At 51.8% G+C, this 23080-nt stretch carries 21 protein-coding genes and 1 tRNA gene; 14 read left to right on the plus strand and 8 right to left on the minus strand.

The window, feature by feature from the left end; genetic code table 11:
* The 4 genes from B5D39_RS13935 to B5D39_RS13950 all read left to right on the plus strand — a co-directional run.
* On the plus strand, window positions 1-289 hold a 289-nt coding region (locus B5D39_RS13935), incomplete at its 5' end, for a transposase (protein WP_139366779.1).
* Window positions 290-343: 54 nt separating this feature from the next.
* The gene (locus B5D39_RS13940) at window positions 344-1573 is read left to right on the plus strand and encodes an O-antigen ligase family protein (protein WP_078791064.1); all 1230 of its coding nucleotides are present in this window, start codon (window positions 344-346) and stop codon (window positions 1571-1573) included.
* A gap of 65 nt (window positions 1574-1638) precedes the next feature.
* Window positions 1639-3483: a polysaccharide biosynthesis protein gene (locus B5D39_RS13945; protein WP_244161423.1), complete on the plus strand. Its 1845-nt coding sequence runs from the start codon at window positions 1639-1641 to the stop codon at window positions 3481-3483.
* A gap of 174 nt (window positions 3484-3657) precedes the next feature.
* A complete protein-coding gene (locus B5D39_RS13950; RefSeq protein WP_078791065.1) occupies window positions 3658-3885 on the plus strand; it encodes a hypothetical protein in 228 nt (75 codons plus the stop codon).
* A 52-nt stretch (window positions 3886-3937) separates the two neighbouring features.
* On the opposite strand, the gene B5D39_RS13955 is transcribed toward B5D39_RS13950, so the two are convergent.
* From B5D39_RS13955 to B5D39_RS13970, 4 genes are all read right to left on the minus strand, one after another.
* On the minus strand, window positions 3938-5998 hold the full coding sequence (locus B5D39_RS13955; RefSeq protein WP_078791066.1) for a 3'-5' exonuclease: 2061 nt from the start codon (window positions 5996-5998) through the stop codon (window positions 3938-3940).
* Window positions 5999-6108: 110 nt separating this feature from the next.
* Entirely contained in the window at window positions 6109-6705 is a 597-nt protein-coding gene (locus B5D39_RS13960) for a peroxiredoxin (RefSeq protein ID WP_078791067.1), read from the minus strand.
* A gap of 100 nt (window positions 6706-6805) precedes the next feature.
* The gene (cls, locus tag B5D39_RS13965; RefSeq protein ID WP_139366780.1) at window positions 6806-8257 is read right to left on the minus strand and encodes a cardiolipin synthase; all 1452 of its coding nucleotides are present in this window, start codon (window positions 8255-8257) and stop codon (window positions 6806-6808) included.
* On the minus strand, window positions 8244-8543 hold the full coding sequence (locus B5D39_RS13970) for a Rieske (2Fe-2S) protein (RefSeq protein WP_078791068.1): 300 nt from the start codon (window positions 8541-8543) through the stop codon (window positions 8244-8246). Before B5D39_RS13970 ends, cls begins: the two co-directional genes overlap by 14 nt.
* Window positions 8544-8900: 357 nt before the next feature.
* Here B5D39_RS13970 and B5D39_RS13975 point away from each other — a divergent pair, with 357 nt between their 5' ends.
* The 5 genes from B5D39_RS13975 to B5D39_RS13995 all read left to right on the plus strand — a co-directional run bounded on the left by B5D39_RS13975 (window position 8901) and on the right by B5D39_RS13995 (window position 15087).
* The gene (locus B5D39_RS13975) at window positions 8901-9239 is read left to right on the plus strand and encodes a P-II family nitrogen regulator (protein ID WP_078791069.1); all 339 of its coding nucleotides are present in this window, start codon (window positions 8901-8903) and stop codon (window positions 9237-9239) included.
* Window positions 9240-9281: 42 nt separating this feature from the next.
* Window positions 9282-10772 carry an ammonium transporter gene (locus B5D39_RS13980; protein WP_078791070.1) on the plus strand — a complete coding sequence of 497 codons (1491 nt, stop codon included), beginning with the start codon at window positions 9282-9284 and terminating at the stop codon, window positions 10770-10772.
* Window positions 10773-10895: 123 nt separating this feature from the next.
* Window positions 10896-10982, plus strand: a tRNA-Leu gene (locus tag B5D39_RS13985).
* Between the two features lie 64 nt (window positions 10983-11046).
* Window positions 11047-13536 (plus strand): TIGR03960 family B12-binding radical SAM protein, encoded by a 2490-nt coding sequence (locus tag B5D39_RS13990; protein WP_078791071.1) that lies wholly within the window; start codon window positions 11047-11049, stop codon window positions 13534-13536.
* Window positions 13537-13575: 39 nt separating this feature from the next.
* Window positions 13576-15087, plus strand: coding sequence for an Rne/Rng family ribonuclease (locus B5D39_RS13995; protein WP_078791072.1), 1512 nt, complete (start codon window positions 13576-13578; stop codon window positions 15085-15087).
* Between the two features lie 96 nt (window positions 15088-15183).
* Here B5D39_RS13995 and B5D39_RS14000 read toward each other — a convergent pair whose 3' ends face one another.
* Window positions 15184-15366, minus strand: a complete 183-nt coding sequence (locus tag B5D39_RS14000) for a ribbon-helix-helix protein, CopG family (protein ID WP_078791073.1) — start codon at window positions 15364-15366, stop codon at window positions 15184-15186.
* A 214-nt stretch (window positions 15367-15580) separates the two neighbouring features.
* Complete coding sequence (locus B5D39_RS14005) at window positions 15581-17884, minus strand: sigma 54-interacting transcriptional regulator (RefSeq protein WP_078791074.1); 2304 nt, start codon at window positions 17882-17884, stop codon at window positions 15581-15583.
* 180 nt (window positions 17885-18064) lie between these two features.
* On the opposite strand from B5D39_RS14005, the gene B5D39_RS14010 reads away from it, so the two are divergent.
* The 5 genes from B5D39_RS14010 to B5D39_RS14030 are packed head-to-tail and all read left to right on the plus strand — an operon-like array spanning window position 18065 to window position 21558.
* Window positions 18065-19465: an FAD-binding oxidoreductase gene (locus B5D39_RS14010; protein WP_078791075.1), complete on the plus strand. Its 1401-nt coding sequence runs from the start codon at window positions 18065-18067 to the stop codon at window positions 19463-19465.
* The gene (locus B5D39_RS14015; protein ID WP_078791076.1) at window positions 19455-19733 is read left to right on the plus strand and encodes a hypothetical protein; all 279 of its coding nucleotides are present in this window, start codon (window positions 19455-19457) and stop codon (window positions 19731-19733) included. Before B5D39_RS14010 ends, B5D39_RS14015 begins: the two co-directional genes overlap by 11 nt.
* Window positions 19720-20304 (plus strand): Maf family nucleotide pyrophosphatase, encoded by a 585-nt coding sequence (locus B5D39_RS14020; RefSeq protein ID WP_078791077.1) that lies wholly within the window; start codon window positions 19720-19722, stop codon window positions 20302-20304. Before B5D39_RS14015 ends, B5D39_RS14020 begins: the two co-directional genes overlap by 14 nt.
* A 2-nt stretch (window positions 20305-20306) precedes the next feature.
* Window positions 20307-20996, plus strand: coding sequence for a YggS family pyridoxal phosphate-dependent enzyme (locus B5D39_RS14025; RefSeq protein WP_078791078.1), 690 nt, complete (start codon window positions 20307-20309; stop codon window positions 20994-20996).
* A gap of 19 nt (window positions 20997-21015) precedes the next feature.
* Entirely contained in the window at window positions 21016-21558 is a 543-nt protein-coding gene (locus tag B5D39_RS14030; protein ID WP_078791079.1) for a DUF4124 domain-containing protein, read from the plus strand.
* 6 nt (window positions 21559-21564) lie between these two features.
* On the opposite strand, the gene mqnB is transcribed toward B5D39_RS14030, so the two are convergent.
* Together mqnB and folE2 are read right to left on the minus strand one after the other, a co-directional pair.
* Window positions 21565-22290: a futalosine hydrolase gene (gene mqnB / locus B5D39_RS14035; protein ID WP_078791080.1), complete on the minus strand. Its 726-nt coding sequence runs from the start codon at window positions 22288-22290 to the stop codon at window positions 21565-21567.
* Window positions 22287-23075, minus strand: a complete 789-nt coding sequence (gene folE2, locus B5D39_RS14040; RefSeq protein WP_139366783.1) for a GTP cyclohydrolase FolE2 — start codon at window positions 23073-23075, stop codon at window positions 22287-22289. The genes mqnB and folE2 overlap by 4 nt, the downstream gene beginning before the upstream one ends.
* Between the last annotated feature and the right edge of the window lie 5 nt (window positions 23076-23080).

Below are 23080 nucleotides of genomic sequence, written 5' to 3' on the forward strand. Positions count from 1 at the left end.
GGGCTGGGCTGCCAGATTTCTGGATGCTTGGTGCAAAAGAACCATGAGGTCACGCATCATCCCGATGAAGAAGATTGCCAAGATGCTGCGCTCGCATCGGGAGCTGTTACTCAACTGGTTTCGGACCAAAGGGCAGGTTGCCTTGGGGGCCGTAGAAGGATTCAACAACAAGGCTAAAGTGACGTCACGTAAAGCATACGGTTTCAGAAACTTTGAAGTGATGAAAATCGCCTTGTATCATACACTTGGCAACCTGCCAGAACCTGAGGCTACCCACAGATTCTGCTGAAGAGCCATAGTTAAAACTATCAGAAAAATAATTCTGTGACTTGGGCCTATAACAATGACTAAATCCTTAACCACAGAAAAGCTTGACAGTTTTGGTGCAACTCTTTTCAGCGTCAGCGGACTGCTTTGGTGTCTACTATTTCCAATAGCAAAAGCACCCTCAAATATAGCGGCGGTTCTGGTAACGCTGATGGCACTGTTTGCATTAGTGTCCATAACAAAAGCCAGCAGCGTCAACCCACTCCGAGAAAAAAATACCATTGCTGCTTTGCTGCTGATGCTCTTGCCTGCTATCTGGTTCTTACATCCAGGCCCCGGTCCCTATGGCGCCTATTTGAAGGATACACTTTTCGGTCTTTATATGTTGGCCATGGCTTTTTGGACCAGGAACCATCCTGATCTGTTGCCAAAGGCTGTGTATCTGCTTCTTGCAGGCACTGTGTTTTCTGCAAGTATCTCTTTGATGCAACACTTTAGTCTAATACCTCAAAAAGATGCCGGATCATCTTTGGGGCTTCACAACGGCACCCTTACAGGTGCTTTTTCCCTTCTACTCGTTTTTACGGCAGGGCTTCTCACGTTTGTAATTCGGTATTCGCAAACCATTTTTTCAAGAGCATTGGCTGGCGTCGGCCTATTAATATGTATTGCAGATCTATTTCTGGTTGTACCTGGAAGAACCGGATACCTTGCATTCCTTGTTATGTCGGGCTTCATGCTTTACAACCTTTCCAAGCTGAGCCGTGTATTCGCTGTAATCCTGGTACTTATAGTCACGGCCTTCGTGCTAAATTCATCTGTTTTCAAACAACGCATAGCTGCTGGCAAGTCAGATCTACAGCTGTACAGTGGAGGTACCGTTACCACTTCAATGGGGGCCAGATTTGAAATGTGGAAAGTATCCTGGCGCAATTTTACAGAAACCCCCTTGATCGGTTCAGGCACAAATGGATTCAGCCCTCGCTGGATGAGAGAAGGGTACAGCAAGATCCCATACGCATTTAACAACCCGCACAGTACATATTTTCATTTACTTGGCAACTATGGAATTTCAGGCTTTGCTGTTCTCGTTTTCTTTCTTTGGCGCCTTGCTGTGACAGCCTGGCGTTTCAGAGAAACGCTTGCTGGAGCTGCCACTGGAGCATTTTTGATTGTTTTTGTAGTTGGTGGTCTTACTAACACCATGCTTACCGGCGACTTTTATCTGGCATGGCTGGCACTCATTGCCGGTATGGCCAGCGGCCTTAAAATCAAAGAAATTCATGAAGTAACAAGTAAGGATTAAGCTTGAAATTCTCTACCACAATATCCTTCAGCCGCCGACGGCTTCTGGTATTTGGATTAGATGTCGTGCTAATCGGATTGGCCTTTGTTTTTGCCTTTTTGCTGCGCTTTGATTTTACTGTCCCGGCAGCATTACTGCCGTTATTCAGACAAGGTTTACTTGTCTCTCTTATGATTAAACCGCTGGTTTTTCTGTTTTCCGGTCTTTATCGTAATCTTTGGCGTTATGCCTCTCTGCAGGATGGTGTTGAAATTGCCAAAGTCGTAACAGCCTCCACGGTTATTTCAGGATTTGTCTTGATGTATCTACGGCACTTTGCCCCCTACCCCCGCTCCATATTCATACTTGACTGGTTTTTGCTGCTGGCGCTGATAATGTCAAGCCGCCTTGTCTGGCGTGTCTACCGCGAGACCGTGATTATGCCTCGACGTAATACTGTTGGTCAGCGTACGCTTATTGTTGGCGCCGGTGAGGCGGGAAGTCTGCTTTTGAAGGAGATCCGACGCCAGCAGGATTCAGCTTTTAACATTGTAGGGTTTGTTGATGATGATCCGCAAAAAACGGGTATGAAGCTGCACGGTATTACGGTACTCGGAACGACAAAAGAGCTTGCAAGGCTGATCGGTTCGTACTCAATTGAAGATGTCATTATCGCCATCCCAACTGCTGCTGGCAATGCTATGCGGGATATCGTCAAGTCCTGTGAGCATTGCAAGGTGCGTTTCAAAACCCTGCCTGCAATCAGCGATATTATTGAAGGTAAAATATCGATCTCGCAGATAAAAGATGTGGATATCTGTGACCTGTTGGGGCGTGATCCCATTGAGCTTGATCAAGCGGCGATCCGTAACTATCTGGAGGGTAAACGGGTACTGGTAACCGGCGCAGCCGGTAGTATTGGCAGTGAGATCTGTCGTCAGGTTGCTCGTTTCAACCCGGCAAAGCTGGTGTTGCTGGACAGTGCAGAGACACCGCTCTATCAGATTGAGAAAGAGTTGTCAGAGACCCACCCTGATATGCGGTTGGCACCGGTGTTGGCTGACATCCGGCAGGCAGGACGTTTGGACTATGTTTTTGAGACTTTTTTGCCTGAAGTGGTTTTTCATGCTGCGGCTTACAAGCATGTACCGATGATTGAGTATAATCCGGTAGAAGCGGTAACTAACAATATCATGGGAAGCCGCTTGTTAGCTGAAAAGGCCAGCGCGTTTGGTGTCCAGAACTTTGTCATGATATCAACTGACAAGGCCGTAAATCCTACCAATATTATGGGGGCCAGCAAGCGTGCCGCAGAGCTTTTTGTGCAGGCGCTGGCACGGGAAAGTCAAACTAACTTTACTACCGTCCGATTTGGCAATGTGTTGGGCAGTAATGGCAGTGTTATCCCCCTGTTTAAGGAGCAGATAGCTGCTGGTGGACCGGTGACAGTTACCCACCCTGATGTCATTCGCTATTTCATGACCATACCTGAGGCTAGCCAACTGGTACTGCAGGCTGGGTGCATCGGTAATGGTGGTGAGATATTTGTGCTGGATATGGGGGAGCCGGTCAAAATTGTTGATCTGGCTGAGGAGCTGATCAGTCTCTCCGGTCTGACACCCCATGAAGATATAGAGATTGTCTTTACCGGCCTTCGTCCAGGTGAAAAGCTGTATGAAGAGCTTCTGGTAGCGGGTGAAGGAGTCAAACCGACCGTCCATCATAAAATCAAGGTACTGGAGTCAGTTGAGTATGATCTGGGGACAATTGTAGCTGCTGTTGACAAGTTGGTGATCGCAGCTGCTAGCGCAGACACGCGGGAGGTTATGGACTCTTTACAGCAGCTTGTACCTGAGTTTTCTCCTCAATACTCCCCTGACTCTGTCACACAAACACTACGGAAGCTTAGGCCAGACATATTCGTTAAATAACCCAAATCAAGAACCAGCTACCTTATTTGCGGTATAGTAAATGGGCTTCAGGCTGACCTAAAATTGCTCCTAGTCGTAACATGCTTATTCTGTTGATAAAATTAATGACGACAGGCTTTGGCACGACTCCTGCTATAACAAAAACATCTAAATTCCATTAGGAGGATGTACCCCATGAAAAAGATTATCGCTTCCCTGATCGCAACTGTTGCTTTCGCTGGTTTCGCTTTCGCTGCTGAGCCTGCTGCTCCTGCTGCTGCTCCTGCTGAGAAGGCACCTGCTGCTGAGAAGGCACCTGCAAAGAAGAAAGTTGCAAAGAAGAAAGCCGCTAAAAAAGCAGCTAAGAAAGACGCTGCTGCTCCTGCAGAAGCTGCTGCTCCTGCTGCTGCTCCTGCTAAGTAATTGTTTCTTAGCTAAGCTTAAAAGGCCGTATCCTTCGGGATGCGGCCTTTTTTTATCTGAACAGCAGCGGTTCAGCAGGCAGAAAAGGTGTAAGTCGCTTAAAGAGTTGATGGAGGCGTTCCAGATACCAGGCTTTATTCAGGTCTAGATACTGCGGATCAAAATCTTTTGCCAGCTTGCAGCTTGCGTGTACTACGCAGTTTTTTGAAACACCTGTCACATAATAGCTGATTTTCTCTCCGACCCGCCAATTCTCCTTTTCCCTCAGTGCCAATTCATACACAGCTGCACGATTTCTGGCACCTCTTTGAACCGCCTGTAAATACTGTTCTTGTGAGTCTGCCAAGGTTTCACACCGCATGATCCAGTCCACTGGGCAGCTTGCGGCTGTTAATCGACGTACAAAGCTGGCGTAGAGCTGCTCAATAGCCATGCCGTTACCAGTCAGGAACAATCTGGCCGCTTCACTGATAAACTCTTGTAAAAATGGTTCCATGCTGCGGGAACGGAAAATAGCCCCCTTGAAAAACACCTGCCCCGAGTCTGTAAGTACGGCATATTGGTTCGCCTTGTAAATAAACATTGAGGGGTAAGGCCCTGTATAAGGTAAGGCGACGCCACTTGGCAGAATGCTGCCTAAGCGTTGGAGTAGTATGCTGATTTCTCTGCTGCCATCCTCATGACCATCAGGTGGAATAAAGTAGAGCTCCTGGCTGTTAACAGCAATGGGCCATGCACCTGCATCTCTGAGCCAACTGAGCAGGTCTTTGGTAATGACATGTTTTAAACGCTCCACCTCTGCGGCAGCGGCTGCGTCTGAGAACAGGCAGCAGCTGGTGCCCAATAGTTCAAGCCAGGCTGATATTCCAGGATTAGAGTCATTTGAGTGACGAGTTGCATAGTGTTGAGCTGTTTGGGTAAGCAGTCTTGAAAAAATGCCCAGCTCGTCTGAGCGGGGTGTTATCCGGTAGGCAACCATAATCGAGGCAGATAGCCGGGATAGGTCGCAGCGGATAACAGGCCCGGCCTGTCCCTGGAACAGCAGCTGTTCATCAGCATGTTTGTGTTGTTTTTGTGCTGCTGACAGAGCTGGCAGTGCATGCTGCTGCTGCAGGTATTCGCGGATCAGGAGAGCGTCAATCGAAGTTGCCTCAGGTTTGTAAAAGACATTTTGAAAATTGACTGGGTAGGATTGAGCGTGCAGGTACCAAAACTCTACATGTAGCTGATAGAGCGCACTCGCTTGTCCAGCAGCGGCAATGTCTGTTTCTTTATCTGCAATGGTCTGTTCGGGGCTGCCCAGTAGTACGGACGTCTGATCTGGGGCAGTGGCTGACAATGGTTGTCTATGGCGGTTGTAGTGGCTAACCAATGTCTCAACATCGACCACAGATCGTCCGAAAACCGCATACTGTTGCAGGGTACGATGATCAACTGCCTGGTGCTGATAGGGCACTGATCCGTTTCTGCCCCAGGCAAGGCTGACCTTGTGCTTCTGGGCCAACTGAACAAGGTACGGCAGAGCTGATCTGTTTAGCTGATAACCGGCTATGACGTCCGGGTCTTGGTCTTGAATAATCTGTGTGAGGTGGGTCAGCATTTCTGCTTCAGTCTGATGGCTGCTGCTAACGAACTCCTGGTAGTCCAAGCCATTGGTGACCGCAATGGCGTGCAGGGAATGTGCGTCTTTCTGGATGGCAATACAGATATACCGGTGATCCTTGAAAGCCAATCCCTGAAAAAATGTAATCCCGCTTGTCATTAAAAATTGCTGACAACCGTCCTGGATGGCAAACCATGCGTCTGGTTTACCCAGCCGGTGCAAATAATCACGTAGCAAATACCAATCATGCCAGTTTGCTAGTTCTGTAAGCCAACAGAGCTTGCCGCTGCCTGCCAGATGATGGTGGTTTACGATAACAGGGGCATCTGCTGCCAGCCCAGGGTCAGACAGCAGGATAAAGGGAGAAAAGGGGTAGTCGTGGAACGTAATGCCGCTGTTGTCCCGCACAAAGACACGATAGGACTGGCCAACAGGCTCCACAGCCACAACGCCGTCAATGGTTGTGCAGGTATAGGGAAAGGATTGGTGAGGTCGTCCGGTACGGTGCATGGCACCAGTATAACCGTAAATAGGCTGCTGTCATGCAGCTACATAAAAAAAGAGGGCGCCACCTTGGTAGCGCCCTCCTGAAAACAGCTTAATGGTCTGGCTTGTGTGGCTTACTTGCTGTGTTTTGCCAGATAAGAAGCAACACCTTCAGCTGTGGGCTTCATCGCCTCATCGCCCTGCTTCCAGTTGGCCGGGCAGACTTCGCCGTGGGTATCGGTAAACTGGAGTGCGTCCAGCATCCGCAGCGCCTCATCAACGCTACGACCAAGGGGCAGATCGTTGATTACACAATGGCGTACAACACCTTTAGGGTCGATCAGGAACAGACCGCGCAGTGCAACGCTGGCAGGATGCTCAATGCCGTAGGCCTTGGTGATCTCCTTGTTAAGGTCTGCCACCATGGGGAACTGAACATTGCCGATGCCGCCATCCTCAACCTTGGTGTTTTTCCAGGCCAGGTGGGTAAACTTGGAGTCAATTGAGATAGAGAGCAGTTCACAGTTTCTGGACTTGAATTCATCCAGCTTTTTATTGAATGCCAGGATTTCTGAAGGGCAGACAAAGGTGAAGTCCAGTGGGTAGAACAACAGATAGACGTACTTGCCCTGATAGCTGGAAAGGGTGACCTGGCCAAATGAGTTGTCGGCCATAACGGCATCAGCGGTAAAATCAGGAGCAGCCTTAGTAACAAGAGTACAGGTTGACATAGTGTTTTCTCCTTGTGGGATGGGGTGTTAAGTTTGTAGAAAATTTTTACCAAGCAATCGGACTTCTGTCAAGAGGATAAAAAGAGTCTTTTTATCTTTTTTATAGATAGGGTGAAAAAAGTCGTGCCGCTCCATCGCGCAACTTGATTGGAAGTGGCCGTGCATCCATCTCCTGCAGGGACATTGTATGGGAAACAGCCAGTATGCTTTCAAAATGCCTGTTCAGATTGGCGGTAACGTCCCGATCATACACTGCCAGATTCAGTTCAAAATTAAGGCGGAAACTGCGGGTGTCCAGGTTGGCAGAGCCGATCAGGGTCCAGATCTCATCCACCAGCATCAGTTTGGTATGGGCAAAGGGTGGCGGCTGCTCCAGAATATGAATACCATTTTTAATCAGCTCCCAGTAGGTTGCCCGTGATGCCCAGGCGACAAAAGGCAGGTTGTTGCGTTGGGGTAATATCAGCGTAATCTGCACCCCCTGTAGCGCAGCTGTTATAAGTGCCGTCACCATGGGGCGATCAGGGATAAAGTACGGCGTCATGATACAAACCCGCTGTTTTGCGGTTGAAAGGGCGCCCATCACAATCCATTCCAGCTTGCGAAATTCCCGGTCAGGTCCATCGGCAATGGCCCGCGCCAGCGCGGTGCCACAGGGAGTAAGCGCAGGAAAGTAACGCGGATCATCAAGGCGCTCACCACTGACAAAATACCAGTCTTCTAAAAAAATCCTCTGTAAATCTCCTACCACAGGGCCTTGTACCTGAAAGTGCAGATCGCTGGCTGCATGCAAGGGGCCAGCGGTGACCACGCAATGGTTGCTGCGAATGTTCATGCCGCCGGTAAAGGCAAGCTCTCCATCAACGACCAGCAGTTTTCGGTGGTTGCGCAGGTTGATAAACGGCCCTTTGTAGAGCGGCAGATAGTGACGTATATCAACACCGCTACCTTTTAAAGCAGCACGGGCGGTAACAGAGCTATAGCGTTCGCCCATGGCGTCAACAATTACCCGAACCGTAACCCCGCGTTGTACGGCTGCAGTCAAAGCCTGCACAAAACGATCACCAATCTTATCCCCATCAAAGATGTAGCTGCAGAGATGGATTGAGTGGTTCGCCTGCTTAATGGCCGCCAACATTGCCGGGTAGGCTTCCTCGCCATTAATCAGGGGGATAAGCCGATTACCGGCATGGTTGCGGGTTCTGACGACCCGGTCAGTTAACACTTCAAGATTATGCAGCCCCTGATAGGTATCGGGTAGAAGAGACGATTGTGCCTGACTCTGCGGGAAAAGTTCATTGAGGTCGAGGCGACGGCCGCTTTTATGCCAATGATGCGCACGTCTGGTGATCCGGTTAATCCCCAGCAGCCAATAGGATAACGGCCCTAGAACAGGAATTGTAATACTTAGGCTGACCCAGACCAGTGCGGAACGAGGATCCCGTTTGTGTAACAGCGCATGCATAACCGCCCAGATCGCTGCAGCTACGGCAAGTCCCAGCAGCACAAGCAGGGTTAGATCGTCAAGTATGGTTTTGTCACGCCAGGTCAATGATTATCTCATTGTTTTCAACCCGGACCGGCCAGGTTTTAAGGGTAAGCTCTGGATGCTCCTTGCAGCTGCCATCCTTTAACTCAAAACGGTAGCCATGGCGCGGGCAGGCCAGGTAGGTATCTTTGAGCAGGGCGCCGGTCATTGGCGCACCCTGATGAGGACACTCGTTTTCAACCGCGTAGATCACCCCCTTTAGGTTTATTAGCAGGATCTCCTGTCCGGCAACTGTAACCAGCTTCTTCCCCTGATTTGGCAGTTCTTCCATACGGGCAACAATCGGCATGATGTATCTCCTTTTCGTAATCGGTTCTACCTAAGCCTACCACATTTCGTGCGGTGGTCAAAAAACAACAACAACTGCCTTAGTTATAGGCTGCCCCACCGAAACAGTGCCTGTTTTTTTGACATTAATTGATTAATAGATACCCATACTTGTATGTAAGGGGCTGTTTTTACATGATTAATAATTATGGCACGCACACTGCTATAAGAAAGTCACGACAGGCGCCATAGAGCGCAGGCACAACAAACGCCGCTGTCCTCCTTCTTTTACCGGGGGCGTCAGGCCCCCGGGCTTTTTAGCCTTAACGTAGCAACATTACATATTCGACATCTGAAGGACCGAAAGGAGGCTGACACCATGAAACTGGTAGAAGCGATCATCAAGCCGTTTAAATTGGACGAAGTCAAGGATGCCCTGAACGAGATCGGTATCGAGGGGATCACCGTCAGCGAGGTAAAAGGTTTTGGGCGCCAGAAGGGCCATACCGAACTGTATCGTGGTGCAGAGTACGTTGTGGATTTTATTCCTAAGGTGAAAATTGAGATTGCCGTTTCCGATGAGCTGGTTGGCAAGGTCGTTGAGACGATCCAGAATACCGCTAAAACCGGTCGGATCGGTGATGGCAAGATCTTTGTGATCGGCCTGGAAGAGGCAGTTCGGATCCGCACCGGCGAAACCGGCGGCGAAGCAATCTAGGAAACTATCAGGAAAGCAATTTAAATAGTCAGGAGGTTGGTTATGAAACTGAAGCACTCACTCATTATTGTTATGGTAACCCTCTTTACCGCCCTGGTAGGTGTCTCTGCCATGGCTGAAGAGAAAAAGGATGCTGCTCCTGCCGCTGCAGTTACAGCAGAGGCTCCCAAGGCTGCTGATGCCGCGGCTCCCGCTGTTGCACCGGCTGCCGTTCCTGCCGCAGCAGCGCCAGCTACCCCACCGGATGTCAAGCCGGTACTGAATACCGGTGACACCGCCTGGATGCTGGTTTCTTCAGCTCTGGTACTGCTGATGATCCCCGGTTTGGCCCTGTTCTACGGCGGTATGGTCCGTCAGAAAAACGTTCTGTCAACCATGATGCACTCCTTTGTTGCCATGGGTATTGTTGGTGTTCAGTGGGCCGTCATCGGCTATTCACTGGCCTTTGCCCCTGACCTGAACGGTATGGGTCTGATCGGTAACTTCAGCAAATTCATGCTGAATGGCTTGATTATCATGAAGGATGCCGCTTCAGGTACCGTTGAGTGGGCATTATTCCAGAACTACACCAAGGAGCCCGGCGCTATCCCTGAGCTGGTGTTTGCCATGTACCAGGCGATGTTTGCCATGATCACCGTGGCCCTGATCTCCGGCGCCATGGCTGAGCGGGTCAAGTTCTCTGCCTACTGCCTGTTTGTGCTGCTCTGGACCACCCTGGTCTATGATCCCCTGGCTCACTGGGTCTGGATGACTGAAGGCTGGTTGTTCAAAAAAGGCGCTCTGGATTTTGCCGGCGGTACGGTTGTTCACCTCTCTTCCGGTATCTCGGCAATGGTATTCCTGGCCTTCCTTGGCAAGCGTCACGGCTACCCCACTGAGCGGATGGCTCCCCACAACCTGCCTCTGACCCTGCTTGGTGTTGGTCTGCTCTGGTTTGGTTGGTTCGGTTTCAACGCAGGCTCTGCAATCGTGGGTGTTAATACCTCTGATGCAGCAGGCGGCTTGGCTGGTCTTGCCTTTGCCACCACCACTATCGCTCCTGCAGCAGCCGGTCTTTCCTGGATGATTGCTGAGTGGATTCATTCCGGCAAGCCCTCTGCCCTTGGTTTTGGATCTGGTGTTGTTGCCGGTCTGGTTGTCATCACCCCTGCTGCCGGCTTTGTACAGCCAGGTGCTGCCCTGCTGATGGGTGTGGCTGCAGGTCTGGTCTGCTACGGCGGCATCCTGCTCAAGGCCAAGCTGAAGTATGACGATTCCCTTGATGCCTTTGGTGTACACGGTATCGGCGGTACCTTCGGCGCAATCATCACCGGTGTATTTGCCACTGTCGGTGCAACCGGCCTGCTGGCTGGTAACGCCAAGCAGCTGATGATCCAGCTGATTGCAGTACTGGCAGCTGGTGCCTACGCAGTAGTCGTAACCCTGATCATCACCTTCATCCTGGACAAGACCATTGGTCTGCGAGTTGAGAAGGAAGACGAAATCATGGGTCTTGACCAGACACAACACAGCGAATCAGGCTACAATATGTAATCAGAGTCTGATGGTGCTTCTTAAATCCCGGCCACCCGCAGCATGGTGGCCGGGATTTTTTTACTGCGCCTTGTTAAAAAATGGTTGCTTTTTATCGCCCTCAGTGATAAAGATTTTGTCCTTGCCCAGGTGGTGGAATTGGTAGACACGCAAGCTTCAGGTGCTTGTACTCGCAAGGGTGTGCTAGTTCGAGTCTAGTCCTGGGCACCATTCAAAAGAAAATGCCTCCGAAGTGTAGACTTCGGGGGTTTTTCTTTTTTAGCAAGGAACCTCCATGCCTTTGGATCTGTTAAGCGTAGAAAAACCGGCCCGCTATATGGGTGGGGAAATGGGATCAGTGGCAAAGCCAAAGGCTGATCTGCGTATTGCATTAGCCTTTCCCGATGTCTACGAAGTTGGCATGAGCCATCTTGGACTTCGGATTCTCTATCAAATTCTCAATGCCCTGGATGGCATTGCCGCAGAACGTGTTTACACCCCCTGGCCCGACATGGCTGCCCAGCTGGCGGCAGAGCAGATTGCCCTGGCTACCCTTGAAACATCAACCCCACTTGCTGAAACCGACATCATCGGCTTTACCCTGCAATATGAACTATCCTGTACCAATATCCTGACCATGCTGCGTCAGGCTGCCATTCCTTTGCGGTCTGCCGATCGAGATCAAAGCTGGCCATTGATTATTGGCGGCGGCCCCGGCGCCTATAACCCTGAACCGCTTGCCCCGTTTTTTGACGCGTTCCTGCTGGGCGATGGTGAAGAGGCGGTCATTGAGATTGCAAATCTGGTGCGAGACTGGAAGACGTCAGATAGCAGGAACAAGCAGGAGTTGCTGGAAAAACTGTCTGCTGTTGATGGCGTGTATGTCCCCTCGTTTTTCAAGGTGGAGTACCATGCTGATGGTCGGGTGGCTGCAGTTCAGCCTTTGAAGCCTGGCTACACAGCCGTACGCAGACGTTTTTTGCCTGATATTGAATCAGCCGCCTTTCCTGATAGTCCGATCATACCGTTTATGAAGACCATTCATGACCGGGTTGCAATTGAAGTTGCACGCGGTTGTACCCGTGGTTGTCGCTTCTGTCAGGCCGGTTACATCTATCGCCCCCTGCGTGAGCGTTCTCCGCAACGAATCAGCCAACTGATTGAGACATCGCTAAAAAATACCGGCTATGAAGAGATCTCGCTGCTGTCGCTTTCCACCGGAGACTACAGCTGTATTGGGCCGTTATTGCAGGAGTTGATGGCTCGTCATGCCAACGGCAGGGTCGCCATTTCATTGCCGTCGTTGCGAGTCGGTACACTGACCGCCGGGTTGATTGACGAGATTCGTAAAGTGCGCAAGACCGGCTTTACCCTGGCCCCAGAGGCTGGCAGTGAACGGATGCGCAGGGTTATTAACAAAGGGATCACGGAGCAGGATCTGCTGGAAGGCGCTTTGAACATCTATGCAGCCGGATGGCGCTCAATCAAGCTCTATTTTATGATGGGGCTTCCCACTGAAACCAGGGAAGACCTTCAGGCAATTCCTGAACTTGCCCGTCAGGTTAAAAATCAGGCGCGGCGTTCAGGTGGACAGGGTGAAGTGAATGTGGCGGTCAGCACCTTTGTGCCCAAGCCCCACACCCCGTTTCAGTGGCAACGCCAGCTATCGCTTGACGAAACCCGTGAACGTCAGCGTTTTCTGAAGGATGAGATGCGTCGGCGCAAACTGAACTTCAAGTATCAGGATGCAGAGCTGTCATTTATGGAAGGGGTCTTTGCGCGGGGCGATCGTCGTCTGGCTGATGTACTCCAGCGGGTTGTTGAGCTGGGGGCCTGCTTTGATGGCTGGAACGAGCATTTTTCGCTTCCCCGTTGGTTGCAGGCGTTTAGTGATTGCGGGATTGATCCCGCATGGTATCTTAGGGAGCGTAGCACGGATGAACTGCTGCCCTGGGATCATCTGGATGCCGGCATTGAAAAGACATTCCTGCTGAAGGAGCTGGAGCGGGCTCATGCTGAGGCTGCAACACCTGACTGCCGTTTTGGTGCCTGCTCCAATTGCGGTGTCTGCGACTTTAAGCGTTTGGCTAACCGGGTGGTTGCGCAACAGGAGCAGTCTGACGCGGCACAGAATGATGAAAAAGCGACACAAGAGATTATTCAACGTCGCCTGCGGTTGCGCTTTTCCAAAACCGACAACATCCGTTACCTGAGCCACCTTGAGCTGATCAATCTCTTTACCCGGGCGGTCCAGCGCGGCGGTGTACCGATTCTGTACAGCCAGGGCTTTCACCCCCATCCCCGTTTCTCCTTTGCAACAGCCACATCAGTGGGGGTTGAATCACAGGCAGAATATATGGATATGTTTGTGGGTGCTATGGGGCCGGATGAGGCACTTGCTTGTCTGAATCAGGTTCTGCCTGATGGCATCTCAATACTGGAGGCAACCGAGGTTCCGCTCAAGGCTGAGTCTCTTTCTCCCTTAATTGAGGCCACCCGCTATCGGATAACACTGCCGGGGTATGATCCAGAGCTGTTACAAAAACAATGTGTGCAATTTATGGCACAAGATTCCTGGGTATTGGTTCGTCAGAAAAAGGGGCAGCAGCAAACCATTGATTTGCGTCAGGAAACCCGTGAACTGTCAGCCAATGGCAGCTGTCTTGAACTGACGATCGGCCGCGGAAAGGCAATCGAGTTGACTGCTGCAGTAACCGGTCTGTTGCCAGATGAGCTAAAAACTGCACAGATTCAGAAGACATCTGTCATTTTTGTGGCATACTAAATCGAACATACAACATTATTTTTTCATAGAGGTATCACCATGGCATCAGAACTGGTTATCAACGTCACTGCCCACGAGACCCGCATCTCGCTGATTGAGAAAGGGACCATTGCTGAGCTGTACATTGAGCGGACCCGGGAAAAAGGGATCGTTGGCAATATTTACAAAGGGCGGGTTGTGCGGGTGCTGCCCGGCATGCAGGCCGCTTTTGTGGATATCGGACTTGAAAAGGCTGCGTTTCTCTATGTGGCTGATGTCTTTGACGCCATTGAAGAGTATGAAAACCTGATGGACGGAGGCAAGAAGGAAGATCACCACGACGATGGCAGTAATCAGGAGTTCAAGGTACTGCATCCGATTGAAGATCTCCTGCAAGAAGGGCAGGAACTGCTGGTGCAGGTCTCCAAGGAGCCGATCGGCACCAAGGGGGCCCGGATCACCTCCCATATTTCACTGCCTGGCCGTCATGTGGTCTATATGCCAACCGTTGACCATGTTGGTATCTCCCGCAGGATAGAAGATGAGGAGGAGCGGGAGCGGCTGCGTGAGATTGTTGATCGCGTGCGTCAGCCCGGCTGCGGCTTTATTGTGCGTACAGCCTCTGAAGGCAAGTCTGAAGATGACCTGCGTGCTGATATGCAGTATCTGGCAAAGGTATGGGCAGCCATTGTCAGCACAAAGGAGAAGGCAACCGCGCCAAGCCTGATCCATGCTGATCTTGATGTGGTTCAGAAGGTGGTGCGGGATATTGTTACCGATGATGTGAATCGGATTGTGATCGATTCCAAGCCGGATCATGACCGGATCGTGCAGTTTATCTCCACTTTCATGCCTAAAATGAAGTCTTCAATTGAGCTGTATGATGAAGAGGAGCCGATTTTTGATCAGTACGGCCTAGAGGTGGAGATCAGTCGTGCCCTGGGCCGTAAGGTCTGGTTAAAGTCTGGTGGCTATATCATCATTGAGCAGACCGAAGCGTTGACGGCTATTGATGTCAATACCGGGCGTTTTGTCGGCAAGCACAATCTGGAAGACACCATCCTCAAGACCAATCTTGAGGCGGTCAAGGAGATCGCCTATCAGCTGCGTCTGCGCAATATCGGCGGCATTATCATCATTGACTTTATTGATATGGAGAAAGAGGTCAATCGTGAGAAGGTGTATGCTGCCCTGGAAGATGCGCTCAAGAGCGACAAGTCAAAGACCAATATCCTGAAGATTTCTGAGCTGGGCCTGGTTGAGATGACACGTAAGCGGGTGCGTGAAAGTATTGGCAGGATGATGTGCGAGCCCTGTCCCTACTGCGAAGGCCGGGGCTATGTCAAGTCAAAGACCACGATCTGCCATGAGATCTTCCGGGAGCTGCGGAGAGAAATGCTGGATATTCGCGGCACAAAAGTGCTGCTCAGCGTGCATCCACAGGTGGCTGACCTGCTCTATGATGAAGAACGTCGTGGGCTGGAAGAGTTAGAGAAGAAATTTAAAAAACGGGTAACGGTCAGGGCCAAGCCGGGCTTTCATCAGGAACAGTTTGAGGTGGTCATCAGCTAGTCAATGCCAACCGTGGCACACAAATAGAGCACACAAAAAGGCACAGGAAGATCCTGTGCCTTTTTGTGTGCCTGGAGCCAGTTAGCTTGCTGGCTGTTAAGCTGCTTTACGAAGGTCGCGATGGTCAAGTTGCAGGGTCAAAGCAACCATTGCCTCACGCATGATGTCTGATACCGACTTGTGGGTCCGGCGTACCAGTGATTCAAGTTGTTCACGCTCTTCATCGCTAACACGCATTGAAATAACATTGTAACGAGGATTCTCTCTCATTCTGCCCATGGTTTTAATCTCCTTATGTATGTTTTGTACTGTTGTTGGTAACGCAATAGTGTATACATATGCCAACACCGTGCCAAAACATCGCAAATCGAAATAAGGATAATGATGTAAGCTATTTGCAAAATTAGACTATTTCAATCCTTTTGTGCTTCATGAGCATAATGAGCCAAGTGTGGCACATATAGGACAAAAGTATACACTATTCTAGAACGTGCTACTGATCGCCATCCTGTTCATTACCAAAGGCATGCTCAAGTTTGCGCTGTACAGCAATGCCGTTTTTTTCCAGCAGGCGATAGAAAGTGCGGCGTGGCACATCTGCCAGCCGTGCCGCCTTTGATACATTCCCGCCTGCTTCTTCAAGGTAGCGCAGGATCAGGTTTCTCTCCAGGCGGCCCACATGGGTTTCACGCTCAGCCTTGAATGACGTGCGTCTGACACCAGGCAGGACGCCGGCCCGCTCATCAAAGATCTCACGAAAGATGGAAGGAAGATTCTCAAGGCGCACCACACCGTCTTGCGAAAGTACGGCAGCCCGCTCAATGATATTCTGCATCTCTCGAATATTGCCTGGCCAGCGGTAGTTTCGCATGGCGGTAACGGCCCGCTCTTCAATGCCGGTCAGTCGCTTGTTCAGTTTCTTGCGCGCCTTTTCAAGGAAGTGACGTGAGAGGATCGGGATTGATTCAGTTCGCTCCCGCAAGGGAGGCAGGTCGATTGAAAACACATTCAGGCGGTAATACAGATCTTCCCTGAACCAGCCATCACGCACACCCTGTTCCAGGTCTTTATTGGTGGCAGCAATCAGGCGAACGTTTACCCTTTTAACCGACGTCCCCCCCACGGGCCGCACCTCTCCCTGATCAAGAAGCCGCAGTAATTCTGCCTGCAGCTTGGGAGTAATGTCGCCGATCTCATCCAGGAAGATAGTGCCACCATCGGCAGCTTCAAAAAGACCTTTACGATCAGCAATGGCCCCGGTAAAAGCACCTTTTTTGTGTCCGAATAGCTCGCTCTCCAGCAATGAATCAGCCAGGGTGGTGCAGTTGACCGTAACCAAAGGCTTGTCTGCCCGCGTACTCAAACGATGAATGGCCCGCGCCGTCAACTCCTTGCCAGTGCCGGTTTCTCCACGAATCAGCACCGTGGTGGGCGTTGGGCCAACGTGGCGGATCAGCTCAACCACAGCAGCATTTTCCCGATCATCACCGATGATCATATCTTCGCCAAGTTGCTTGTCCAGCTCCCGTGACATCAACTCATACTTCTGCATCAGGATGCCGCGATCCTCCTCCATCTTACGCAGGTTATAGGGCAGACACATGCCAATGTCCGCCAACCCCTGAAACACGGCAACCGCATGCTCCCGGCAGGTGGCATAGCCACAGGCACGGCAATTAAGCTCATCACCCTGGCTGAATTTGGCTGTAGCGTTCAGGATTTTGCGTACATCTTCCGGCTTAGGTGCAGGCAGCTTGATTGATTTGTCCTGAAAACTCTGCGAAAGCTGGGCTGGCGGTTTTGCAGTGCGATAGTGGGCTGCTGTCCGGTAGGGGATGGTGCTGTTGGTATAGCGGATAATGAGATTACGCTTGTAAAAGTTGGTCAGATCACGGTTTTTCCCAGGTCCGTCAACGCAGCCGCCATCACAAAAGCGCAGATCAACATAGCGGGGGTTGATCCGGCCTGCTGCCAGGTCACGCACAATCTCAAGGGAGTGGCTTTCCCCCTCTGCGGCAACGGTCTCTGTGTCAAGAAAATCAGTGGCAATATCCAGTGCCCGTAACGGCCCGCCAGAGAGGGTAAACATGCGGCCCTGTTCAGGATCGATACCATCAAAGGCGGCCTCGGTAAGATTTGCCGGTGAGATGCCCCGCCTGCGAAAAAACAGTTCAATTTCGCCATAGGTTAGTACCACGTCAACAAAATTAGCTACTTCAGGGGATTGAATCTCAAATTTGGCAGCAATGCAGGTGCTGAGGTATACCACCTTGGCCTGAGGTCCCAGGGCCTCTTTGATAAAACGCCCCATGGCCAGCATCGGCGAAACCACCGGCATCAGGTTAGGTAGCAACTTTGGATAGTGCCGCTCAATCAGATCAACCACGGCCGGGCAGTGGGTAGAAATCAAGGTATGGTCTGTTTTGGCTATCTCTGCCGCATAATGGGGGGCGATCATCCGGGCGCCATGAGCACCTTCATGTACTTCATGAAACCCCAGGCTTTTCAGGCCTGCAACCAGTTGGCCAGGGGTATAGGAATGGAAAAAAGCAGGGAAGGAACAGCCCAGTACCGCTACAACCGGATCGCCCGATGCCAGCAGTTCCTGGGTTTTAACCATCCGGTCAACCACCACCTTGGCCTTTTGGGGACAGTTCAGGCAGTTGCCGCAACCGATACAACGCTCATAGATGATTTCAGCATACCCGCCATCAACCTTGATCGCCTTGACCGGACAGGTGCGAACACAGGAGTAGCAGGTGCGACAGCGTTCCTTGTAGGTAATAATCGGTTGCATATTTTGTTCTCCAAGAGAGATTTGATTTCCATTGTACAGCATGAAATTGAAGTGTGCAACTTTTGGCACAAGGTGTGTTGGCCATATTTCAACGCCTCCATGTAGTGCTGCCCTTTCACTTGCTATTAAGCGAGTGCATCGGTTAAGATTTGGGCCTAAACTTATCCGTAGAGGTGCTGCATGTTAGACCCGATAATTATTCAGGAACTGCAAGACATTGTTGGTCCTGAAAATATTGCCACTGAAAAGCAGGACCTGATCTGTTACGGCTACGATGCCACCCAGATGGAGTTTCTCCCTTCAGCGGTGGTGCATCCGGCCAATGCTGAAGAAACCGCAGCGATCCTGCGGCTTGCCAACAGCAGAAACTTTCCGGTCTTTCCCCGTGGCGCAGGCAGCGGCTTTACCGGCGGCGCCCTGCCCAAGGCAGGTGGCGTGGTACTGGTAACCACCCGGATGAACAAAATCCTGCGGATTGACACGGAAAACCTGATTGCCGAGGTGGAACCAGGGGTGGTGACCGAGGACTTTCAAAAGGCGGTGGAGAAGCTGGGGTTGTTCTATCCGCCTGACCCAGCCTCACTGAAGTTTTCCACCCTGGGAGGCAACGTGGCGGAAAACGCCGGTGGCCCCCGCTGTGTCAAGTATGGCGTTACCAAGGATTTTGTGATGGGGTTGGAGCTGGTATTGCCCACGGGTGAGATCATCCGCACCGGAACCGAGACCTACAAGGCGGTGGTGGGCTATGACCTGACCCGCCTGCTGTGTGGCAGTGAAGGCACCCTGGGGGTGATCACCAAGATCATCTTCAAACTGTTGCCGCTGCCGGAAGCAAAGAAAACCATGCTGACCATCTTTGATTCCATTGATGGCGCTGCACAGGCGGTTTCCACCATCATCGGCAACAGGATCATCCCCACCACCCTTGAATTTATGGACTACGCCACCCTGCAATGTGTTGAAAAACGGTTTAACCTGGGGATCCCCCCGGAAGGCCGGGCAGTGTTGCTGATTGAGGTTGATGGTGATACTGAACTGATTGAAAAGCAGGCTGCCCGTATCCATGACCTGATCAAGCCGCTGGGGTTGGTACAGTTCCGGGCTGCCAAGGATACTGCCGAATCCGAGGCGCTTTGGAAGGTGCGACGTCTGGTGTCGCCATCCTTGCGGGATGTGAACCCGCACAAGTTTAACGAAGATATCGTGGTGCCCCGCAGCAAGGTGCCGACCGTTATCCGTCAGATTGAAAAGATCCAGCAGAAGTATGACATCCCGATCGTCAACTTCGGCCATGCCGGTGACGGCAACATCCATGTCAATGTCATGATCAACAAAGAGATCCCTGGTCAGGAAGAAAAGGCCCATGAGGCGATCAAGGAGATCTTCCAGGCTGCCCTGGACCTGAATGGCACCATGTCCGGCGAACATGGAGTGGGACTTGCCAAGCAGCCCTATATCGAGATGGAACTGACTCCGGCACAGATCAAGACCATGCAGGGAATCAAACTGGCGCTGGACCCCAATAATATATTAAATCCGGGGAAAATATTCCCCTGGAAGGAATTTTCTCATGCAGCATGATGATGCAAAAGAACGGCAGGAAAGCTCACTGATCGGCAGACTATTTTCTTTGGAAGTGGCCCTGTTCCTGATGGGCGTGGCATCACTGATCTATGGTCTGATGAACCATATCGAATCAAATATCTTCTTTGGCATCCTGATCATTCCAGGGGTGTTTGTCCTGCACAAGGTCAAGAAGAAGGACTGGAAGGCCCATTGGGCTGAGCTGGAAGAGCAGAAACGCCGTCAGGAAGAGCGTGAAGAGGAGCGCAGACGTGGCGACCACTGATCCAGCCATAGTGCTGGCCTCTGCCTCACCCCGCCGCTCAGAACTGCTGGAGCTGGCAGGCGTTCCGTTCAGAGTGGCGCCGGCAGATATTCCTGAGGAACCGTTGCCCGATGAAGAAGCGGTTGCCCATGCCCTGCGGCTGGCTGAGGAAAAGGCTCGCACTGCCGCAGAACGTGAATCATCAGGGCGTTTTTTTGTTGGCGCTGATACGATTGTGGTACTCAATGGCCGGATTATGGGCAAACCGGTGGATGAGACAGATGCGGTTCATATGTTGTCTGATCTGTCAGGCCAGACCCATGAAGTGGTAACCGCCTACGCTGTGCTGGATAAGCAGAACAACGTCTGTATCAAACGTGCGGTGCGGACACAGGTGGTCTTCAAACTGTTATTACAACAAGAGATCTTCAACTACGTCAAGACCGGGTGCCCCCTGGACAAGGCCGGTGCCTACGCCATTCAGGGCGGTGCTGCCCATTTTGTGCAAGAGATCCACGGTTCCTACACCAACGTGGTGGGACTGCCCACCTGCGAACTGGTGGAGACATTGCACCAACTAGGGGCTTTATAAGCATGTCCAGGATCGCCGACAACCTTGCAACGGTTCAGGCGCGTATCCGGCAGGCCTGTGTCCTATCAGGCAGAGATTCTGCTTCAGTGCGTCTGGTAGCAGTTTCCAAGCTGCATCCAGCCTCGGTTATTACCGAAGCAGCGGCATCAGGCCAACAGATCTTTGGAGAGAACTATGTCCAGGAACTGGTCGACAAGGCAGGGCAGCTGAACGATCCGATCGAGTGGCATCTGATCGGCCATCTGCAGAGCAACAAGGTCAAGTACCTGCCCGGCATTGTCAGTATGATCCATACCGTAGACCGGCTATCACTGGCACAGGAGATTGATCGGCAGTGGCGCAACAAACAGGATACGAGCTGTGCTGTTCTGGTACAGGTCAATGTCTCCGGTGAGGCCACAAAGTCCGGCACCACTGCAACTGAGGCTGTTGAGCTGGTCCGTCAGATTGCCCGATTGCCTAATATCAGGGTACGCGGTTTGATGACCATGCCGCCCTTTTTTGATGACCCTGAAGCAGCCCGCCCCTATTTTAAAGAACTGCGTTTATTGGCTGAGCAGATCAGGAACGAACAGATTCCCGGTGTTGAGATGGCGGAACTTTCCATGGGGATGTCCGGCGATTTTGAGGTGGCGATTGAAGAAGGGGCGACCCTGGTACGGGTCGGTACGGCTATTTTTGGCGAACGTTAGCTGGAGGAGGAACATTACAATGAAACATCTGGTACTGGTGATATTTGTGCTGCTACTGCCAATAACCGCTGGGGCAGCAAGTTATTCATGGACTGACCCTGCAGGCACCATGCATTTTACCGATGATCTCGGCGCTGTGCCTGCAAAGTATCGGGCCAAGGCGCTGCGTCAGGCAGCAGACGAAGAGTCACCCCCTGATGCACAACCGGTTGCAGTAAAGAATGACTCCAAGACTGCGGCAGCTCCTGCCGGGGCAACTCTCCAAGCTGGATCTGCTCAGGGGACAGTAACCCCGTCCACCAAATTTGGTGATCGCAGTGCAGCTGCATGGCAACAGCAGTTTCAGGCACTGCGGGCGCAGCTTAAAACGATTGAACAGCAGATGGAGCAGCTAAAACTGGATGGGGGAGACGGCAAGAAGTTGCTTGGTCGGGAAAAGATTGCCGAGCTTAATAGCCGTAGCCGTCAACTTAATCAAGAATACGACAATATAAGGGTTCAGCTGAATCAGCTGGTGGAACAGGCAAACAAGGTGGGTCTGCCGCCGGAGTTTGGGCAGTAACCTCTGCTACCTGCTTACCTCTTCAACTATCTTGATCACAAAGCGCTGGGCCGCTTCCACGGCCCGGCTGATATCCCAACGGGACATGTCCCGGTCTTCCACCAGATTACTGATGCCACGGATCTCCAGGCAGGGGATACCATAACGTAGTGCTGTCAGTGCAATCGATGCCCCCTCCATATTTTCGCAAACCGCCTGATAGCGCCGGGCCAGTTCCTGACCACGCCCTTTAGTGCCACTACAGCTTGATACGGTTACAAAACGTCCTCGCACCAGCTGTATGCCATGGCTGCCTGCCAGTTTCATCGCCTTTTGCGCCTCATGTCGTGCCAGTGGAATACTATTGTACCAGGAACGTACACCTTTGGTGAGCAGCGGCAGCTCCATCTGGCCCAGATCCAGCCAGCCGGTTGGAGTGTCCACCCCTTCATCACCAAAAATCTCATCGCTTGCAAGGGCCAGATCACCCACTGAAAGCCCGCTGCCCGGATAGGCACCGCCGCAGCCGGTAATAATAATTAACTCAGGACGATACCGTTCTACCAGTGAAGTGGCTGCTGATGCGGCATTAGCCTTGCCGACCCCCCCAGCACAGCAGACCAGCCGGGTAGCCCCGATGTTTCCTTCGGTTGCGGAAAAGGTGGCGTCAGTGTCACAATAGGGATCCTGCAGTGTATTGACCAGCAGCTCAAGCTCCCGGGGCACGGCGGCCATAATCAGGATCGGCTTCATGGATGCTGCGTGTCCCGCCGGTCCAGCTCCACCTCCGCATAGGCCGAATGGTTATGGATTGACTCGAAGTTCTCTGCCTCAACCGAGAACCAGGTGATGTTCTCTGAGGCTGCCAGCCGCAGGTAGGCCTCCCGCACCATATCCTCCACAAAACGGGGATTCTGGTAGGCCTGTTCGGTGACATGTTTTTCATCAGCCCTCTTCAGCAGCGCATAGAGCGGACTGCTGCCGCACTGTTCAATCAACTCCACCAGATCTTCAATCCAGATGAACTCTTTGTAGCGCACCTTGACGGTCATGATGCTGCGCTGATTGTGGGCGCCAAACTGTGACAGCTCCTTGCTGCAGGGGCAGAGCGAGGTGACCGGCACCTTGACCCCCAGCACAAAGTCAAGCTGATCACCGTTGAGACAGGCGTCAAACTCACAGGTGTATTCCATCAGGGAGCGGGCCCTGGAGACCGGTGCAGCCTTATCAATAAAGTAGGGAAACTCCACCCGCAGGTGGGCAGTCTCTGCTCCCAGCTTTTGACGCATCTCCTGCAGGATCTCCTCCAGCCGATCCAGGGCAATCTGCTCCCGGTGACGGTTCAGGATCTCCACAAAGCGGCTCATGTGGGTGCCTTTAAACTGGTGCGGCAGGTCCACATACATATCCACGGTGGCTACGGTGTGCTGCAGGGAACGGTGCTTGTCCTGCACCACAATCGGGTAGGAGATATTCTTGACCCCCACCTTGCGGATCGGGATCTTGCGGTGATCGCGACTCTGCTGCAGATCAGGCATGGTCT

It is taken from the genome of Trichlorobacter thiogenes, assembly GCF_900167465.1.
GTDB classification, from domain to species: Bacteria; Desulfobacterota; Desulfuromonadia; order Geobacterales; family Pseudopelobacteraceae; genus Trichlorobacter; species Trichlorobacter thiogenes.